The sequence below is a fragment of the Bartonella sp. CR84HXZ genome (genome assembly GCF_042194535.1).
GTDB classification, from domain to species: Bacteria; Pseudomonadota; Alphaproteobacteria; order Rhizobiales; family Rhizobiaceae; genus Bartonella; species Bartonella grahamii.
This window is the reverse complement of the sequence record NZ_JBHIMY010000001.1, coordinates 156,122-173,536: the sequence shown is the minus strand read 5'-3', so window position 1 is coordinate 173,536 and position 17,415 is coordinate 156,122. Positions and strand designations below refer to the sequence as shown.

Genomic DNA, 17,415 nt, shown 5'->3' with positions numbered 1-17,415 from the left:
GATGCTTCTTGATTTTTATGCATAGATATGATTGTCTCTACAAAGTCTAAAGGGGAAAATAAATAAATGATCGCACGTGTTACAACTGTTGCTTTTCGCGGTCTAGAAGCAGTCCCTGTCGATGTACAGGTTATGATTTCGTCTGGTAAAATAGGAATGGCTATTGTTGGATTAGCTGATAAGGCAGTTGCAGAAAGCCGTGAACGTGTGCAAGCAGCCCTCCACGCTTGTGGACTTTCTATGCCTACTAAACGGATTACGATTAATCTTGCACCAGCTGATTTGCCTAAAGAGGGCTCGCATTATGATTTGCCAATCGCTGTAGGCTTAATGCTTGCTATGGGAATCCTCCCTCCTGAAGTAGCACAAGACTATATCATTTTGGGAGAATTATCACTGGATGGTTCACTTACCGCTGTTAATGGTGTTTTACCAGCTGCCATGACAGCTTTATCACTCGATAAAGGACTGATTTGTCCCTTCCAATGTGGACCTGAAGCTGCTTGGGCAAATGCAGAAATAAATATTCTTGCCCCAGAGACTCTGCTCACTATAGTCAACCATTTCAAAGGAACCCAAATTCAAAAACGTCCACAACCACGCCAATATACTATCGAAACTGAACTCCCAGATCTTTGCGAAATCAAAGGACAGAAAACAGCCAAACGTGCCTTAGAAGTTTGTGCTGCTGGACGCCATAACCTTTTGTTTGTAGGACCTCCTGGTGCTGGGAAATCTATGTTAGCGCAACGCTTACCTTCCATTTTGCCACCTCTTGATAGCCGTGAGCTTTTAGATGTCTCTCTGATTGCTTCTATTACAGGAGAAACGGTTCATAATACCATTTCACTTCATTGCCCCTTTCGTTCCCCACATCATTCTGCTTCCATGGCCGCAATGATTGGTGGGGGACTTAAAGGACGACCGGGAGAGGTCTCTCTTGCCCATAATGGTGTGTTATTCCTTGATGAATTGCCTGAATTTTCTCCGCAGGTTCTTGATTCTCTTCGTCAACCCTTAGAAAGTGGGGAATCGGTTATCGCCCGCGCTAATCACCATATTAGCTATCCTGCTCGCTTCCAACTCATTGCCGCAATGAATCCTTGCCGTTGTGGTATGGCAGGCGAAAAAGACCATGTTTGCGCTAAAGGAATACGCTGCCAAATCGATTATCAGTCCCGTATTTCTGGTCCTCTGCTTGACCGAATTGATTTACGGATTGATGTCCCTGCTTTGACAGCTATGGACCTTATGCAACCAGAACAATCAGAAAAAAGCTGCGATGTTGCCAAACGCGTCGCACGATGCCGTACCATTCAAGCTAAACGTTTTGCAACAATGGGGTTTGATCATATTCGCACCAATGGCGATTGCCCTGCCAAAATTATAGAACAGATTGCCATTCCTGATAAAAGTGCGACCATACTCTTACGAGATGTGAGTGAAAAAATGCACCTCTCTGCACGCGCTTATCATCGCATTCTCAAAGTTGCACGCACAATTGCTGATCTTGACGGATCAGATAATCTTTCACGCTATCATCTCGCAGAAGCTATTTCCTATCGACTAGGCGCAGAAAGATTAACAGCCCTTAACTAAAAAACTATTCATCAATAAAAACTTATTGGAAAATAACGCAAATAAAGTTCTGTAAGTTTACCATCCTCTTCTAGAGATTTCAGCGCATAATTGAGTATATCAACCAATTTTTCATTCTTTTTTGCAACAGCAAGCTGCATTCCTTGTCCCAATAACTGTGGCGCCATATATGCCCCCCCAACAAAATGGCAGCAATCAACAGATTTTTGTTTTTTGAACCATAACGATAAAGCAAATCCATCATCAAAAATAAGGTCAATTTTACGCTCTTGTAATGCTTTATAGAGCTCTTCTCTCTTTTTAAATTCTTGCCATTTTGCTTTAGGAAAATAATGATGAAAGAGCTTTTCGTGAATACTTTTAGACAAAACACCACTGGTTAAATGTACCAATTGATCGCTTATTGGCTCATCGAGATCTAAAAGTCGAGAAGCAACAAATCGCGCTGGAAAGCGCAAATATGACTTTGTAAAAACAAGATCTTGCTGGGTTTTACTTGTTTCTTTTAAACCCGCAATAATGACTTCTGCACCACCATTTTTAACATATTCTACAAGCTCTTTCCAAGGAATTACTTCTACTTCACAAAGCTTCTCTAATTTTAATTTTGAGCAAATAGCGCGCAATAAATCGATATTATAACCTGCAAGATGCCCCGTTTGATCAAGGAAATTAAAAGGAGGAAAATCAAAAGTTGTTACAAAACGCAAACGAAGAATATCCGTCGTATCAGGTTGTACCAAATGTTCATGCGAATCAAAAAAAGAAGGCAACCTTTCAGCTTCTGCGTAAGAGGAAAATAGCCCCCCCCCTGCTACAAATAAAATACGAATAAAAATAATACGAATAAAAATATTGTATGGATTATTGAATAAAAAATACCATAAACGCAATTGAAGATGTTTTATATATATAGATTTTTTTATTTTCAAAATCTCTCCCCCATTTTTAAAGCTAAGATGCAACTCTTCTCGATTATTATCTAACGCTCTTCACCAAAATATCTGGCGTTTAATAAATAAAATTCTTGCTATTTTTAAAAACCATTGAAAATGCCTAAGCTTTTGGTGTTAATTTTCCCAAATGAATATATAAAAATGTAATTTTAGAGAAAGGCGATTTGATTTTTTAAATATAAGAAATAAGCTGTACATACTTTAGTGGCACACTCCATTTTATCAAAATATCAAAACCATTTTCTTGCGTATCACAACCAGAGGGAGTATATAGACACTATTAAAGAAAAGAGTAAAAATACCCTTCAAATGCCGAGGGGTTTCTCAACATTAAGGTTGTGTCAACATTTAAGAGCTGGAAAATAAAATGATGCCGCTGGTTTGCACCTTATTGTCAATATGGGCAAGATAGGGGACATGAATCTTGTAGTATTCACAGGGTATTGTGCGTTATACTATTTAAACATCGTTGTAAAATGAGTTTAGGAACATTGAGAGATGTTTCTTAAAAAAGCGCGTGAATAACAGCGCAATGGGGCTTTGTTTTAAATAAGGGACGTAACCTCCATTACAGGAATGAGAAAAACAAAAGCGTAAGACAATGCGTCATCACCCCCATTCTTTAAAAACATCGCCGTAGACGTTTTTAAAAGTTGTAAAACTGAATAAAAGAACGATAGTGGAAACGTGTTTTTACATTTACGCCTTTATATTTTCCACATTTTAAAGATGCCACAAACCAATATACCCAATATTTTCGCCTCAATCTAATATATAAAAATTTGAGCTGCTTAGAGAGCTCGTAACCTTTGTTTTAAATATACGGCAGCATTAGAATTGAAAATTGATTTATGGATAAAACAAGTAAGACCTTTGTTAGTCTAACACAAAAATGTATAACTAATTTTGAAACATTACGCATATGCAAAAATAAACAAAATAAATAGCATCATTATTGTAAAGCTTAGTTGACCTCATTCCCACACCTCAAAGGAAAAGGATTCCTACTAGCGTTGACGTCTAGACAGTCTTGCTTCTCTCGACTAATTCCTTGGGGCTATCCACTCATGCAATTTACTTAACTAAAGGTTATACAAATAAACCCTGCTCCGAATATTCACCACACACTTTAAAAATACTTAATGTATCAAGGTAGTGCTTACTTTCCTTATATCACCATATCACCGCCCTAAATGACGGAGTTTTACGACATAACAGTACAATCTCATTTCATCATTCTCTTCATTATATATCGACAGATATTGAATCTAGTTCTGATATACGGTAAATGTTTAATGTGGTTATTCCATAAATAACTGATCAGAACATTAAGCTTTAAAAAAGCAGATAGAATATTGTAAATTGAACACAGGAATGGACTAACTTATGAGTGATGAAATAACCTCAGCGGCACAAAGTGATGATTATGGCGCTTCTTCTATCAAAGTCCTCAAAGGCCTTGATGCTGTACGCAAACGTCCTGGTATGTATATCGGTGATACTGATGATGGATCGGGTTTACACCATATGGTCTATGAAGTTGTAGACAATGCTATCGATGAAGCTTTAGCCGGTCATGCTACTCTTGTAAACGTTACACTCCATGCTGATGGTTCTTGTTCTGTTCGTGATAATGGACGTGGAATTCCGACAGATATCCATCCAACAGAAGGTGTTTCTGCAGCTGAAGTTATTATGACACAGCTTCATGCCGGCGGAAAGTTTGATCAAAACTCTTATAAAGTTTCAGGTGGATTACACGGTGTTGGCGTCTCTGTTGTGAATGCATTATCCGTTTGGCTTAAATTGCAAATCAGACGGAATGGTAAAATTCATGAAATATCATTTACCCACGGAGTGGCTGATGCTCCATTAAAAGTTATTGGCGATTGCGATAGAGAAAGTGGAACAGAAATCAGATTTTTACCAAGTTCTGAAACTTTTACTATGGTTGAGTTTGATTTTGAAACTTTGGAGCGCCGTTTACGGGAATTAGCCTTTCTAAATTCTGGCGTTTATATTCTCCTTGTTGACGAGCGTCATGCTGATACTAAATCAATTGAATTACATTATGAAGGTGGATTAACGGAGTTTGTCAAATATATTGATCAATCAAAAAAAGCTCTGCTTGATAATCCTATTTACATTGCAAGTGAAAAAGATGGTATGAGCGTTGATGTTGCCCTATGGTGGAATGATTCCTATCATGAGAAGGTCCTGTGTTTTACCAATAATATTCCTCAGCGTGACGGTGGAACTCATTTGATAGGTTTTAGAAGTGCCCTTACGCGCCAAATTAATGGCTATGCTGAATCTTCAGGTATTGCTAAAAAAGAAAAAGTAAACTTAACCGGTGATGACTGCCGTGAAGGATTAACAGCTATTCTTTCTGTGAAAGTTCCTGATCCAAAGTTTTCTTCACAAACAAAGGATAAGTTAGTCTCTTCTGAAGTGCGTCCTATTGTTGAAAATTTGGTCAATGAAGGTCTTTCAGTATGGCTGGAAGAACATCCTCATGAAGCAAAACTTCTCATTAGTAAAGTGGTAGAAGCTGCAACAGCACGTGAAGCAGCACGCAAAGCACGTGAACTCACAAGACGAAAAGGGGCGCTTGATATCACTTCTTTACCAGGAAAACTTGCCGATTGCCAAGAACGTGATCCTGCAAAATCAGAAATCTTTATTGTCGAGGGGGATTCGGCTGGCGGTTCAGCAAAAAGTGGGCGCTCACGTCAAAATCAAGCAATTTTACCCCTTCGTGGTAAAATTCTCAATGTTGAACGAGCACGTTTCGACCGCATGCTCTCATCTGATATGATTGGAACACTTATTACAGCTCTTGGAACGTCTATCGGTAAAGATGAATTTTCACCGGATAAATTACGTTATCATAAGATTATTATCATGACAGATGCGGACGTTGATGGAGCCCATATTCGTACTCTGCTGCTCACTTTCTTTTTTAGACAAATGCCCGAGTTGATTGAACGTGGGCATCTTTATATTGCTCAGCCTCCTCTTTATAAAGTATCGCGTGGAAAATCTTCCCAATATATTAAAAATGAAGCAGCATTTGAAGAATTCTTGATCGATACTGGATTAGAAGAAACAACGCTTGAGCTTTCAACGGGAGAAGTTCGTGCAGGGGCTGATTTGTATCAACTCGCTAAAGATGCTCGTATATTACGTCAACTTTTAGATGGTCTTCATACCCGTTATGACCGTAATATCGTTGAACAAGCAGCAATCGTTGGCGCTTTTAATCTTGAAGTCTTTGCAACACAAGAAAAAGCGCAAAAAATAGCAGATACTATAGCACACCGCCTTAATCTGATTGCTGATGATATGGAACAAGGTTGGAGTGGACAATATACAGCAGATGGAAACTTATGTTTTGAGCGTATTTTGCGTGGTGTTAAAGATGTTGTTACGCTTGATGTGGGACTTATAAATTCAACTGACGCACGCCAAATTGATCGCATTTCCCAAAATTTTATCGACATATATCATCCTCCTGTTCTTTTACGTCGCAAAGATAAAACAGAGCGTATTTTTGGTCCTATGAGCCTCTTAGAGAGCATTTTTACAAATGGTAAAAAAGGTATTACTCTTCAACGTTATAAAGGTCTTGGGGAAATGAATGCTGAACAGCTTTGGGAAACAACGCTTGATCCTAATGCACGTTCTCTTTTACAAGTAAAAATTCATGATGCAACCGATGCAGATTCACTCTTTTCTCGTCTCATGGGTGATGAAGTTGAACCTAGACGTATTTTTATTCAAGACAATGCCTTAAGCGTTGCCAATCTTGATATCTAAAGGTACTCTTCTGTTTTTAGCTGTGTAAATGTCGCAGTTTTATACGTTGTTTTTTCGTATTTGAACATTCCCTCTTTATTTCATTTACGATAAAAGAAAAATAAGGAAGGTCATACACATGGCAGTTGAAACAGAACGTGTAGGAGCCAAGGGTGGCATGGAGCACTCTTTTGGTTTTACAAGAGTAGATGAAACACAAAAACAATCCATGGTGGATGGTGTGTTTCATTCTGTTGCTGAAAATTATGACAAGATGAATGATATCTTATCATTAGGGTTACACCGTGTGTGGAAAAATTCCATGATTGCTTGGCTTTCCCCACCAGCACTTTCTCATTGGAAAGTTCTTGATGTCGCTGGCGGTACAGGTGATATTGCTTTTCGTATTCTCAATGCTTCACGCCAAAAAGCCCATGCTACAGTGCTTGATATTAACGGCTCAATGCTCAACATTGGCAAAAAACGCGCACAAAAAAATGGTCTTGCCCCTCTGATTGATTTTGTTGAAGCCAATGCAGAAAATCTACCTTTTGAAGATCAAAGCTTTGACGCTTACACTATTGCTTTTGGAATTCGCAATGTTCCTCATATTGATCAAGCTCTTAGAGAAGCTTTTCGTGTTTTAAAGCCCGGTGGACGTTTTTTATGTTTAGAATTTTCAAATGTCGAGACGCCTCTGCTGGATAAAATTTATGATCTTTGGTCTTTCCATGCTATCCCTAAGCTTGGTCAATTTATTGCAAATGATGGTGATGCTTATCGTTATTTGGTTGAATCTATCCGCAAATTTCCTAAGCAAGATGATTTTGCCCATATGATCAAGCATGCAGGATTTTCGCGGGTATCGTACCGCAATCTCACCGGTGCGATTGCAGCGCTGCATTCAGGTTGGAAAATTTAAAAATGGTGCAAATTTCCCCTTACCTTCAATTGATGCATGCAGGATGGGTTTTAGCACGTGAAGGTGTTTTAAGTGCTCTTCCTCATGATGATCTTCAAGGATTTCCAGCGCTATGTCATCGTATAGCGAGTGCATTAGCACGACGCAAAACGAAAAAAAAACAGCGATCTGAAAATATTTCGTATGCCATTAATAAGCTTGGACCCTCTTACATAAAACTTGGTCAATTTCTTGCCACAAGACCTGATATTGTTGGGCGGGATATTGCGGAAGATTTGTCACAACTACAAGATCGTGTCCAAACATTTTCTTGCACTACTGCTGTTGCTCAAATTGAAAGTTCTCTTGGTCGCTCTATCGATGATTTATTCATAAATTTTTATCCCCCCATTGCTGCAGCTTCTATTGCTCAAGTTCATCCAGCTGAATACAGTGATGAAACTGGTCATACGAAAAAATGTGCTGTAAAAGTTATTCGTCCTAATATCAGAGCACGTTTTTCTAAAGATCTTAGGGGATTCTATCTCATTGCTCACTTACAAGAGCGCTATATCCCTGCCTCTCGAAGGCTTCGTCCTGTTCGTGTGGTAGATACTTTAGCACAAACAACACGCATTGAAATGGATTTACGTTTAGAAGCAGCAGCTATATCTGAAATGGCTGAAAATATTCAACATGATACAGGCTTTCGGGTTCCACGTATTGACTGGGAACGGACAGGACGTAATGTTCTTACAATGGAATGGATTGATGGTATCAGAATATCCGAAATTTCCAAACTCAAAGAAGCAGGATTTGATTTGCAGGCGCTTGCCATTACGCTTATTCAATCTTTTCTTCGTCATACATTGCGTGATGGTTTTTTTCACGCTGATATGCATCCTGGTAATTTATTTGTAGATGCAAAAGGATGTATTGTTGCTGTTGATCTAGGCATTACAGGAAGGCTTGGCAAAAAAGAAAAGCATTTCCTTGCTGAAATCCTTTATGGCTTTATTACCCGTGATTATCATCGGGTTGCACGCGCCCATTTTGAAGCCGGTTATGTTCCTTCACACCATAACATTGAAAGCTTTGCGCAAGCCAACCGCGCTATTGGCGAACCAATACATGGACAATCAGCACAAAGTATTTCCATGGCTAAATTGCTCACTTTATTGTTTGAAGTCACTGAATTATTTGACATGCAAACGCGACCTGAACTTTTATTGCTGCAAAAAACGATGGTTGTCGTGGAAGGTGTTGCCCGCACATTAGACCCCACTTTTAATATGTGGAAAGCTTCTGAACCTGTTGTCAAAGAATGGATTAGTAAAAATTTGGGACCTGTAGGCGTTGCAAAAGACTTTAGTGAAGGAGCGCAAGCTCTCCTTTCGCTGGCACGCAAAACACCACAATTGGTTCAAAATTTCCAACGGATAGAAGAAGATTTCGATCAAATGAGAAAAACAGGTTTTAATCTTTCTCCTGCCACCATCAAACAACTTGCTGTCGAACAAAGTCGTAGAAACCGTTATGGTCGTTATAGTCTTTTCATCATTGCGCTTTGTTGCGTTTGTCTCACTTTTTACTTTTTTCATCTTTTCTAATTTCCTTAATATGCTAAAAATATCAACGATGAAATCATTGCAATCATTTTATTTCTTGGAGGTATTTTATGGCCAGTATTACTATTCGTAACCTGTCTCCTGAAACCAAAGAAGCTTTGCGCATACGTGCCGCGCAAAATGGTATTTCTATGGAAGAAGAAGTCCGACGCCTTTTAAGCAATCCCACTCCTCTCACCACACAACTCTCTCATACTAGTGCTGTTGAAGTGCAATCATTGAAATCAAAATCTCTCCTTCTTATTATTGGGGGAAGTATTGCATCCTATAAAGCACTTGATTTGATTCGCCGTTTACAAGAACGTGGAGCACACTTAAAAGTTGTGATGACAAAAGCAGCGCAAAAATTTATTACGCCTTTAGCTGCTGAAGCTTTAAGCAGTGGTACTGTATATACTGATTTATTTTCACGCGAAGAAGAACACGATATTGGACATATCCGATTAGCACGTAATGCTGACCTTATTATTTTAGCCCCTGCTACAGCCAATCGCATTGCAAAAATAGCCAATGGCATAGGAGATGATCTGGCTGATTGCATCCTTTTAGCGGCACGCTGTCCACTCTTAATTGCACCCGCTATGAATCCGTCCATGTGGGCGCATCCAGCCACTATTCGCAATGTTGCACAACTGCGCGCAGATGGCGTTCATATCATTGGACCAGAAATCGGAAATATGGCTGAACGTGACGAGATAGGATATGGGCGCATGAGCGAACCTTTAACGATTGTCGCTACCATAGAGGCTCTTTTGAATGTGCATGAAAAACCTCTCTCTGACCGCCATTTCATCGTTACCTCTGGCCCTACCCATGAACCAATTGATCCAGTGCGTTATCTTGCTAATCGGTCTTCAGGTAAACAAGGTCATGCCATCGCAACTGCTCTTGCGCATTTGGGTGCAAAAGTAACACTTATTTGTGGACCTGTTAATCTTGCAGACCCACAAGAAGTAAAAACCATTCATGTTGAAACAGCACAACAGATGTTACAAGCCGTTCAAACCGCATTGCCTGCTGATGGTGCCATTTTTGTCGCCGCTGTTTGTGATTGGCGCAGTCAAACGCAGTCTTTACACAAAATTAAAAAGAATGCTCATAAAATACCACCATCCCTTCATATGGTCGAAAATCCTGACATTTTAGCAATGATTGGACACGCTCCAAATCGCCCCTCATTGGTCATTGGTTTTGCTGCTGAAACATGTGATATTATTGCCAATGCGCAAAAAAAATGTGTTGAAAAAGGAGCTGATTTCATTCTTGCTAATGATATTTCTCTTCAACTAGATGGCACAAGTGTCATGGGTGCTGATACAAATCAAGTTTATCTCGTGAGTAAGGAAAAAGTTGAACAATGGCCCCATATGAGTAAACAACACGTAGCGCAAAAATTAGCAAACATGATTGTATCATTTTTTGCCCCCCAGACACCTACTCCTCATGAGGAAAATATACCCCATTTCAAATAATAACTCTTCAAATGCATTCATATTAAAACACCTTATAAAATAGAACTAACAATAGGTGTCTATCTATCTCGATTAGTATACAATATTTTGAGTTATAATGATCATCTAGCGTTGTTCATATTAAATTAGAATCCTGAATATCGTAAGATTCTCTCATTTCAACTCTCTCTCATGTTGAATCAATAAAAACCATTTTCTTGCACGTTGCAAAGAAGGATAGCCGTATGAATACAAAACGTTTAAGAAAGAACTAAAAACGCTTATAATGGACCGTCTCAAGAACAGAGCTGTCGAGCAATACTGAGAGAATGATGGTGCCCGCAGTGCTCTTTTATTAAGTGTAAAGATAGTGGTGCCCTATAAGTTTTATATTATTCACGAGAGCTTTACCCTTATACCATTCACAAGCACTGTTGGGAAATGGGTGTGACGAGCGTTGGGAAATGTTTCTTTAAAAAATTCTATTTCACCCATAGCCATCATAAAAAGTAGGATCTATTGCACCTCTGTTTCCCCAGCTTATAAAAAACAAGCTATTATTTACTTTGCCTACCATCAATTTTGAGAAAGCTCTTGCACTGGATAGAGTTTATAAAAGCATTTTCTTTCTTCAATGTTTTTATCCCCATATTAGTCCTATTTATGATGTGCAAATAAATGCTTTTGATTGTTTCATGATGAGAGCAGCTAATAAGAAAATATGACAACTTTACTTGGGGCTCTTATTCACTATGAAAAATAATGTATAAATCAATGTATTATAACATCTCAATGCAATTTGAAGCATATCTCACACTGATGCTCATAAAGAATGTAAACAAAATTCATTGCACCACTGTCTATAAGTTTATGAAACTGACGCCTTTATTATTTTCCTCAGTGATCAGTCTTTAAAATTAAATGTGTGTGTCCTCTCTCCAGCATACCAAGACCACAAAGACTAGGATTTGATCCATGATATCCTCACATTGTGATGTTTCATGAGAAGCATTTTTAGTCCTTTATCGAAAGCTTTGTATCCATACACTGGTCTCGCCTATAATGTGCAAGTAAATAATTTTTTGATGTTGAATAAAGGCTTTGAAATTAAAGAATATTTCTATATTTTGGATTCTTATTCAAGTTGAAAATGATCAATTCTCTTCATAAATTAGTGGTGTTATTATCTAAAAATTATTTGATACAGTGCACCACTTGTATGAAAAGTGCTTCAATGAATTCTTACTTCATTGCACTTATAGCTTTTAAAATTCAAAATCTCATCATTTTTAATCATCAGTGGTGTCTCCCACTCTTTGCTTCTTCTCAAGAAATTACCCTTCCATGGGATATGGACAGTCAATCGCCTAAGCTTATTTTTTCCACTTCTATCATATTAATCATTCTGTTGCCCAAATCAGAATATCTACAAGCTACTACGTTACTCCTATTCCATTGAACTCAATATGTTTTGAATAAAAGCGAGAGGCAAAAGCATGCCGCCAAATAGTATAAAAGTACAGAGCATTAGGAATTGTGCAAAACAATTAAGCACGTAGATAAACGAAATTAGACAACTCTACTGAATAAATAGAAGTCAACAACTTTCCTCCCAAATAGTTCTTATTCCTTAATTTTTCACATATATCATATAAACGCAATAACCTACACTCTGTACAAAAATATTAAAAATTTCTTCTACAACAGCTGCTTTTTAAATTCTTCTTGATTTTTAAAAATCAAAATTTCTATCTATTCAAACTTTATTTTAAACAAAGAAGCCTTAGCCGTTTTTTATAATGTTCTTGAAAAGAAATCTTGTAATTCAAAAAAGAAAAAACTACACCGTACATTCTTTAAATATATTTCTTGTTTTTTTTGCTTCTTTCCTTAGTTTATTAATTTATGATTTTTACTGCTGCCTATCGTGCTTTACAACGTCTTCTGACCTCGCAATATAGTATTATGATACTGAAAGCATTGGGGATTACTTTTTTCATTCTCGCCATTTTATGGTTATGTGTGCACCAACTTTTTATGTCTTACTTTTGGCCTTGGATTGCTCAGTTTTTTCCTGAACTCCCTAGTTGGGCGGGATGGATTGGTTTTAGCATGCTTATCATTTTTAATCTTGGTTTGGCTCTTTTGTTGGCTTTTTTGATTGCACCAATCGCAGCTATGATTGGTGGTTTTTTCATTGACTCTGTTGCTGAAATCATTGAAAAAGAGGATTACCCAAACGAGCCTATTGGACAAGCTTTGCCGTTTCAGCGTTCTCTTATCATTTCCTTTAAATTTGTTATTTTAAGCCTTCTTGGTAATGGAATTGCTTTTATTTTATTCTTCATACCAGGTATTAATTTAATCGCTTTTTACGTTATTAATGGTTATTTGCTTGGTCATGAATATTTCTTGTTTGCTGCTTATCGTTTTCGAACAGAGCAAGATGCACGTGCTTTTTTACATACTCATTACACAACGGTTTTTGGTGCAGGATTATTAATAGCGCTTTTTGTTTCGATTCCAATTCTTAATTTAACAACACCGCTTTTTGCAGCCGCCTTTATGACATATTTACACAAAATGCTTTCCCAAAAGACCATGGCACGCATTACACAAAAATAATGTTACTTGACTTTAAGGCTAATAAAACTTGCCAGCCAAAAAAGCATAATATAAAATTTTATGCTTTATCTTTTATTAAAGTAATATATTGATTTATAACGATAATTTATTGTTTCACAACATGAGTGAAAAACCTAAATATCATGAGGCTTTCTCATTTTAATCCTATTCATATTGGATTAATTGAAATCGTTTGTTAATATGTCATAAACGGAGGTGGTGTGTAGATAAAGGTACTTTCAAAAAGGCGTGAAATATCTTTTATGAATCCTCTCAATGCAAACATTATCGTCACATTAAAACTGGAAAAGAGTATGATGGTATCGATTTGTACCTTCTATTTCAGTAAAAATGAAGAGCATAATGTATTTTATACCATTTACGGAGAGTATATACTCTTCTGAGGACAGTCATTAAGAGAGTTTTGGTGATTATTGAAAAATGTCTTTGTAAAACAAGCACATGAATGAGTAATATAATAGCATTTTTGAGGGTATTCAATTTTAATTGTGAAAAGCGCGCGCTTTAAAGAAACCTTTTGAAAAAAATCTTGCTCTGATGATAACGTTTCGCTAATATGGTGTTATCATGTACATTATCTTAAATGGATTATTTTAGCCTTGTTAAAGCCTTATATTATAAGGTTTCTTTTCTTAAAAACTGTTGATACGAATGATTAATTGGATTTTCATTTTTATTAAAAAATAAGGGGTTTGTTAACCATCGCAAAGAGTGAATTTTAATACCAAAGTAAAAAAATAAAAATTAAAAAACAAGCTATACGTACACAGATAAAAGTATTAAATAGACTCCTTTGTTCCACCGGTAAAGCAAATGTGACTGCTTAGGTTCATATTCTTTCAAATCATGCGAAAGATGTGTAATATTTAAAGGAAGGTTATAAAGATGAACTGGATTACAAATTATGTTCGTCCTAAAATTAACTCTATATTGGGGCGCCGTGAAATTCCAGAAAATCTATGGATTAAAGATCCTACCAGTGGTGAAATGATCTTCCATAAAGATCTGGAAGCTAATCAATTTGTAGCTCCCAATTCTGGCCATCATATGCGTATCAGCGCTAAAAATCGTCTCATGCATTTTTTTGATGATGGTGTTTATACAGCTCTTGAAAATCCAAAAGTTGTAACAGATCCTTTAAAATTTCGTGACGAAAAACGCTATATTGACCGGTTAAAAGATTATCGTTCTAAACTTGGTGTTGATGATAATATTTTAAGTGCACGTGGTACGATTGAAGGCTTACCAATCATTGCGACCGTTCAAGATTTCGCCTTTATGGGTGGATCACTCGGTATGGCTTCAGGAGAAGCTATTATTAAAGCTTTTGATACTGCCATTGCCGAAAGGCGCCCGTTAGTTCTTTTTTCTGCTTCTGGTGGCGCACGCATGCAAGAAGGAACACTCTCGTTGATGCAAATGCCTCGTACAACCGTAGCGATTGAAATGTTGAAAGAAGCAAAACTTCCCTATATTGTTGTGCTGACTAATCCAACCACCGGTGGTGTTACTGCTTCTTACGCCATGCTTGGTGATATTCACATTGCTGAACCTGGCGCTATGATTGGTTTTGCTGGTCCACGTGTGATTCAACAAACTATACGCGAAACCCTACCAGAAGGTTTTCAAAGTAGTGAATATCTGCTCGAACATGGTATGATTGATATGGTTGTATCACGTTTAGAAATGAAAACAACAATTGCGCGTCTTTTACGTTTGATGATGAAACGCCCTGCTGTTTTTGACCCTTCCGATCCATCCCCAACAGACTCTCAAACATCGCTTTCTACAACAAAAGCAGCTTAAATTTATGCAACAAAACCAGATACAAAGGGTGGTGGATGATTTACTAAAAAATTATCCGAAAAAATTTGATCTTTCTTTAGAGCGTATTATTCACCTTTTAGAGCGTCTTGGTAATCCACATTTAAAACTTGCCCCTATTATTCACATCGCTGGAACAAATGGCAAAGGATCTGCCTCAGCGATTTGCCGTGCTCTTTTAGAAAGTGCAGGATACTGCGTTCATGTCTATAGCTCACCTCATCTCGTCAACTGGAATGAACGCTGCCGGTTAGGTCAAAAAGGAGGTGGTCAACTTGTTACAGAAAACCAATTGGCTGAGACAATCCGTGAAATTATAAAAGTAAATCGTCAAGAGCCGATTACTATTTTTGAAATTTTTACAGCCGCTGCCTTTATGCTGTTTAGTACACATCCAGCTGATGTTGTCATTTTAGAAGTTGGGTTGGGAGGGCGTTTTGATGCTACCAATGTCATTAACAAACCAGCTGTATCGCTTATTATGCCCATTGATTATGATCATGAGAACTTTCTTGGAAACACAATTGCTCAAATCGCTTTTCAAAAGGGGGGAATTATCAAACCAAATGTTCCAGTAGTCATCGGGAAGCAAAATTATGAAGAAACTCTTGCTACTTTAATACCCCTTGCCGATAAAAATAAAGCACCTTATTCTCTATTTGATCAAGATTATCAAAGTTATAAAGAACATGGACGTATGGTTTTTCAAAACAATCAAGGTCTCATGGATCTTTCACTTCCTAACCTTATTGGAGACCACCAAGTTGCCAATGCTGGCGCATCTCTTGAAGCAGTTTGTCAAGCAGGTTTTCAACTTTCAGAACAAACCATAAATGACGCTTTGAAAAATATTTATTGGCCCGCACGGATGCAACATCTTATCCAAGGACATTTGGTTGATCAACTGTCTCCTAATATTGATTTATGGTTAGACGGTGGTCACAATCCTGCTGCTGGAAAAGTTATTGCGGCAGAACTTACACAATGGAGAAAAAAAACAGATCGTCCCATTATTATGATTGCTGGCATGCTCAATACCAAAGATGCTGTCGGTTATTTTCGTTCCTTAGCGAACCTTGTCGATAAAATATATACGATACCGCTGATTAACAATAATGCCAGTATCTCTCCAATAAAATTAGCTGAATCAGCGCAAAAAGCAGGAATCTTTGCTACTCCACAAGCACATCTACAAGATGCTTTGCATAAGATTAGAGCCGAATATAAAGAGGCAATTGTCCTTATTAGTGGTTCCCTTTATCTTGCGGGCGATATTTTACGTGACAATAAAACACCTCCATGCTAGAAATTGATTATTTTAAAGCTTTGAAAGATAGACTTTTTAATCATGCAACTTGATTGTGCACTTTATCAACATCCTAAACTTATTACTGTTTTTGGCGGATCTGGTTTTGTAGGACGACATGTCGTTGAAACTTTGACTAAGCGGGGATATCGCGTTCGTATCGCTGTTCGTTATCCACAAAAAGCTTATTACATGCTCCAAATAGGAGAAGTAGGACAAACCCAAATGCTTAAAACGGATATCAAGCATCGTGCCTCTGTTGCACGCGCGTTGCTTGGAGCTGATGCGGCAGTGTTTTTACCTGGTAGCTTAAAACAAGCAAATCAATCGAATTTTAAAAACACACAAATTGATGGTGCTTACAATGTTGCTGAATTAACAGCACAAGCTGCTATTCCACTCATCTATATGTCAGCACTTGTGGCTAACGAGAATGCTTCATGTCTTTATGCACGTGTTAAGTTTATGGGTGAACAAATCATTCATAACAAGCATCCTCAAGCAATTATTATCCGTCCATCCGTTATCTTTGGACCAGAGGATTGTTTCTTTAACACCTTAGCAGATTTGTCACGTTTTTTACCAATTATGCCTCTTTTTGGGGGTGGGCAAAGCAAATTGCAACCCGTGTATGTTGGTGACGTTGCTGAGTTTATCGCGCGCGCTTTAGATGAACAGGTTGCTTGGGGAAAAAATTATGATCTTGGTGGTCCCCAGATTATCACTTTCCAAAATACTCTTGAAAATATACTCAAAATTATTCACCGTAAAAAAACAATCCTATCCATGCCTCTTTCTGCTGGCCTATTGATTGGAGGAATTTTGGGAACTATCGGTAAATTTCCTTTTGTACCAACACTCGTAACAGCCAATCAAATACGTTTTTTGCAAATGGATAACATTGTTTCTAAAGAGGCTATAGAGAATGGATATACTCTAGAAGGTGTGGGAATTACCCCCAGAGCAATGGCTGCATTCTTGCCAAGTTATCTTTGGCGATTTCGTCCACATGGTCAATTTTCCAAAAACTTACTCGTCTAGAATAAATTTTTCCAGAAATGAGTTAATTATTTGATTTATAATTTATAGCTCGTTGTTAGCGGTTTTAAAATCAGAGTGCTCAATAGAGTAATGTCTTTGCATTTTTAATGCTCTATTCAGTATCACAAAAAATGTTTAATCGTATATCTATAGTATTTTGATAAAAATCGTTGAAAACAGGAGAAAAGCACTCCCTATAAACTGTCTTTATCCAAGAACAGATGCAACATTGGAATCCTAAAGAACCGATTCTGAATTGCCTATT

Annotated in this window: 10 protein-coding genes; 9 read left to right on the top strand and 1 reads right to left on the bottom strand. The window is 37.6% G+C overall.

The window, feature by feature from the left end; translation table 11 throughout:
- Positions 1–66 precede the first annotated feature (66 nt).
- Complete coding sequence (locus ACFIKD_RS00705; protein WP_375635385.1) at positions 67–1,599, top strand: YifB family Mg chelatase-like AAA ATPase; 1,533 nt, start codon at positions 67–69, stop codon at positions 1,597–1,599.
- Between the two features lie 11 nt (positions 1,600–1,610).
- Here the strand turns inward: ACFIKD_RS00705 and ACFIKD_RS00700 are convergent, their stop codons facing one another.
- Positions 1,611–2,531, bottom strand: a complete 921-nt coding sequence (locus tag ACFIKD_RS00700; protein ID WP_375635384.1) for a transporter substrate-binding domain-containing protein — start codon at positions 2,529–2,531, stop codon at positions 1,611–1,613.
- Positions 2,532–3,941: 1,410 nt separating this feature from the next.
- Here ACFIKD_RS00700 and gyrB point away from each other — a divergent pair.
- The 8 genes from gyrB to ACFIKD_RS00660 all read left to right on the top strand — a co-directional run bounded on the left by gyrB (position 3,942) and on the right by ACFIKD_RS00660 (position 17,150).
- A complete protein-coding gene (gene gyrB, locus ACFIKD_RS00695) occupies positions 3,942–6,374 on the top strand; it encodes a DNA topoisomerase (ATP-hydrolyzing) subunit B (protein ID WP_375644368.1) in 2,433 nt (810 codons plus the stop codon).
- Positions 6,375–6,492: 118 nt separating this feature from the next.
- Positions 6,493–7,275 (top strand): bifunctional demethylmenaquinone methyltransferase/2-methoxy-6-polyprenyl-1,4-benzoquinol methylase UbiE, encoded by a 783-nt coding sequence (gene ubiE / locus ACFIKD_RS00690; RefSeq protein WP_375644367.1) that lies wholly within the window; start codon positions 6,493–6,495, stop codon positions 7,273–7,275.
- Between the two features lie 2 nt (positions 7,276–7,277).
- Positions 7,278–8,864, top strand: coding sequence for a 2-polyprenylphenol 6-hydroxylase (gene ubiB, locus ACFIKD_RS00685; protein ID WP_375646950.1), 1,587 nt, complete (start codon positions 7,278–7,280; stop codon positions 8,862–8,864).
- Between the two features lie 68 nt (positions 8,865–8,932).
- Positions 8,933–10,354 carry a bifunctional phosphopantothenoylcysteine decarboxylase/phosphopantothenate--cysteine ligase CoaBC gene (coaBC, locus tag ACFIKD_RS00680; protein ID WP_375635380.1) on the top strand — a complete coding sequence of 474 codons (1,422 nt, stop codon included), beginning with the start codon at positions 8,933–8,935 and terminating at the stop codon, positions 10,352–10,354.
- A 1,884-nt stretch (positions 10,355–12,238) separates the two neighbouring features.
- Positions 12,239–12,958, top strand: a complete 720-nt coding sequence (locus ACFIKD_RS00675; protein ID WP_375635379.1) for a sulfate transporter family protein — start codon at positions 12,239–12,241, stop codon at positions 12,956–12,958.
- Between the two features lie 906 nt (positions 12,959–13,864).
- Positions 13,865–14,785, top strand: a complete 921-nt coding sequence (accD, locus tag ACFIKD_RS00670; RefSeq protein ID WP_375635378.1) for an acetyl-CoA carboxylase, carboxyltransferase subunit beta — start codon at positions 13,865–13,867, stop codon at positions 14,783–14,785.
- Between the two features lie 4 nt (positions 14,786–14,789).
- Complete coding sequence (locus ACFIKD_RS00665) at positions 14,790–16,109, top strand: bifunctional folylpolyglutamate synthase/dihydrofolate synthase (RefSeq protein WP_375635377.1); 1,320 nt, start codon at positions 14,790–14,792, stop codon at positions 16,107–16,109.
- Positions 16,110–16,151: 42 nt separating this feature from the next.
- Positions 16,152–17,150 carry a complex I NDUFA9 subunit family protein gene (locus ACFIKD_RS00660; RefSeq protein WP_375646948.1) on the top strand — a complete coding sequence of 333 codons (999 nt, stop codon included), beginning with the start codon at positions 16,152–16,154 and terminating at the stop codon, positions 17,148–17,150.
- Positions 17,151–17,415: the final 265 nt, after the last annotated feature.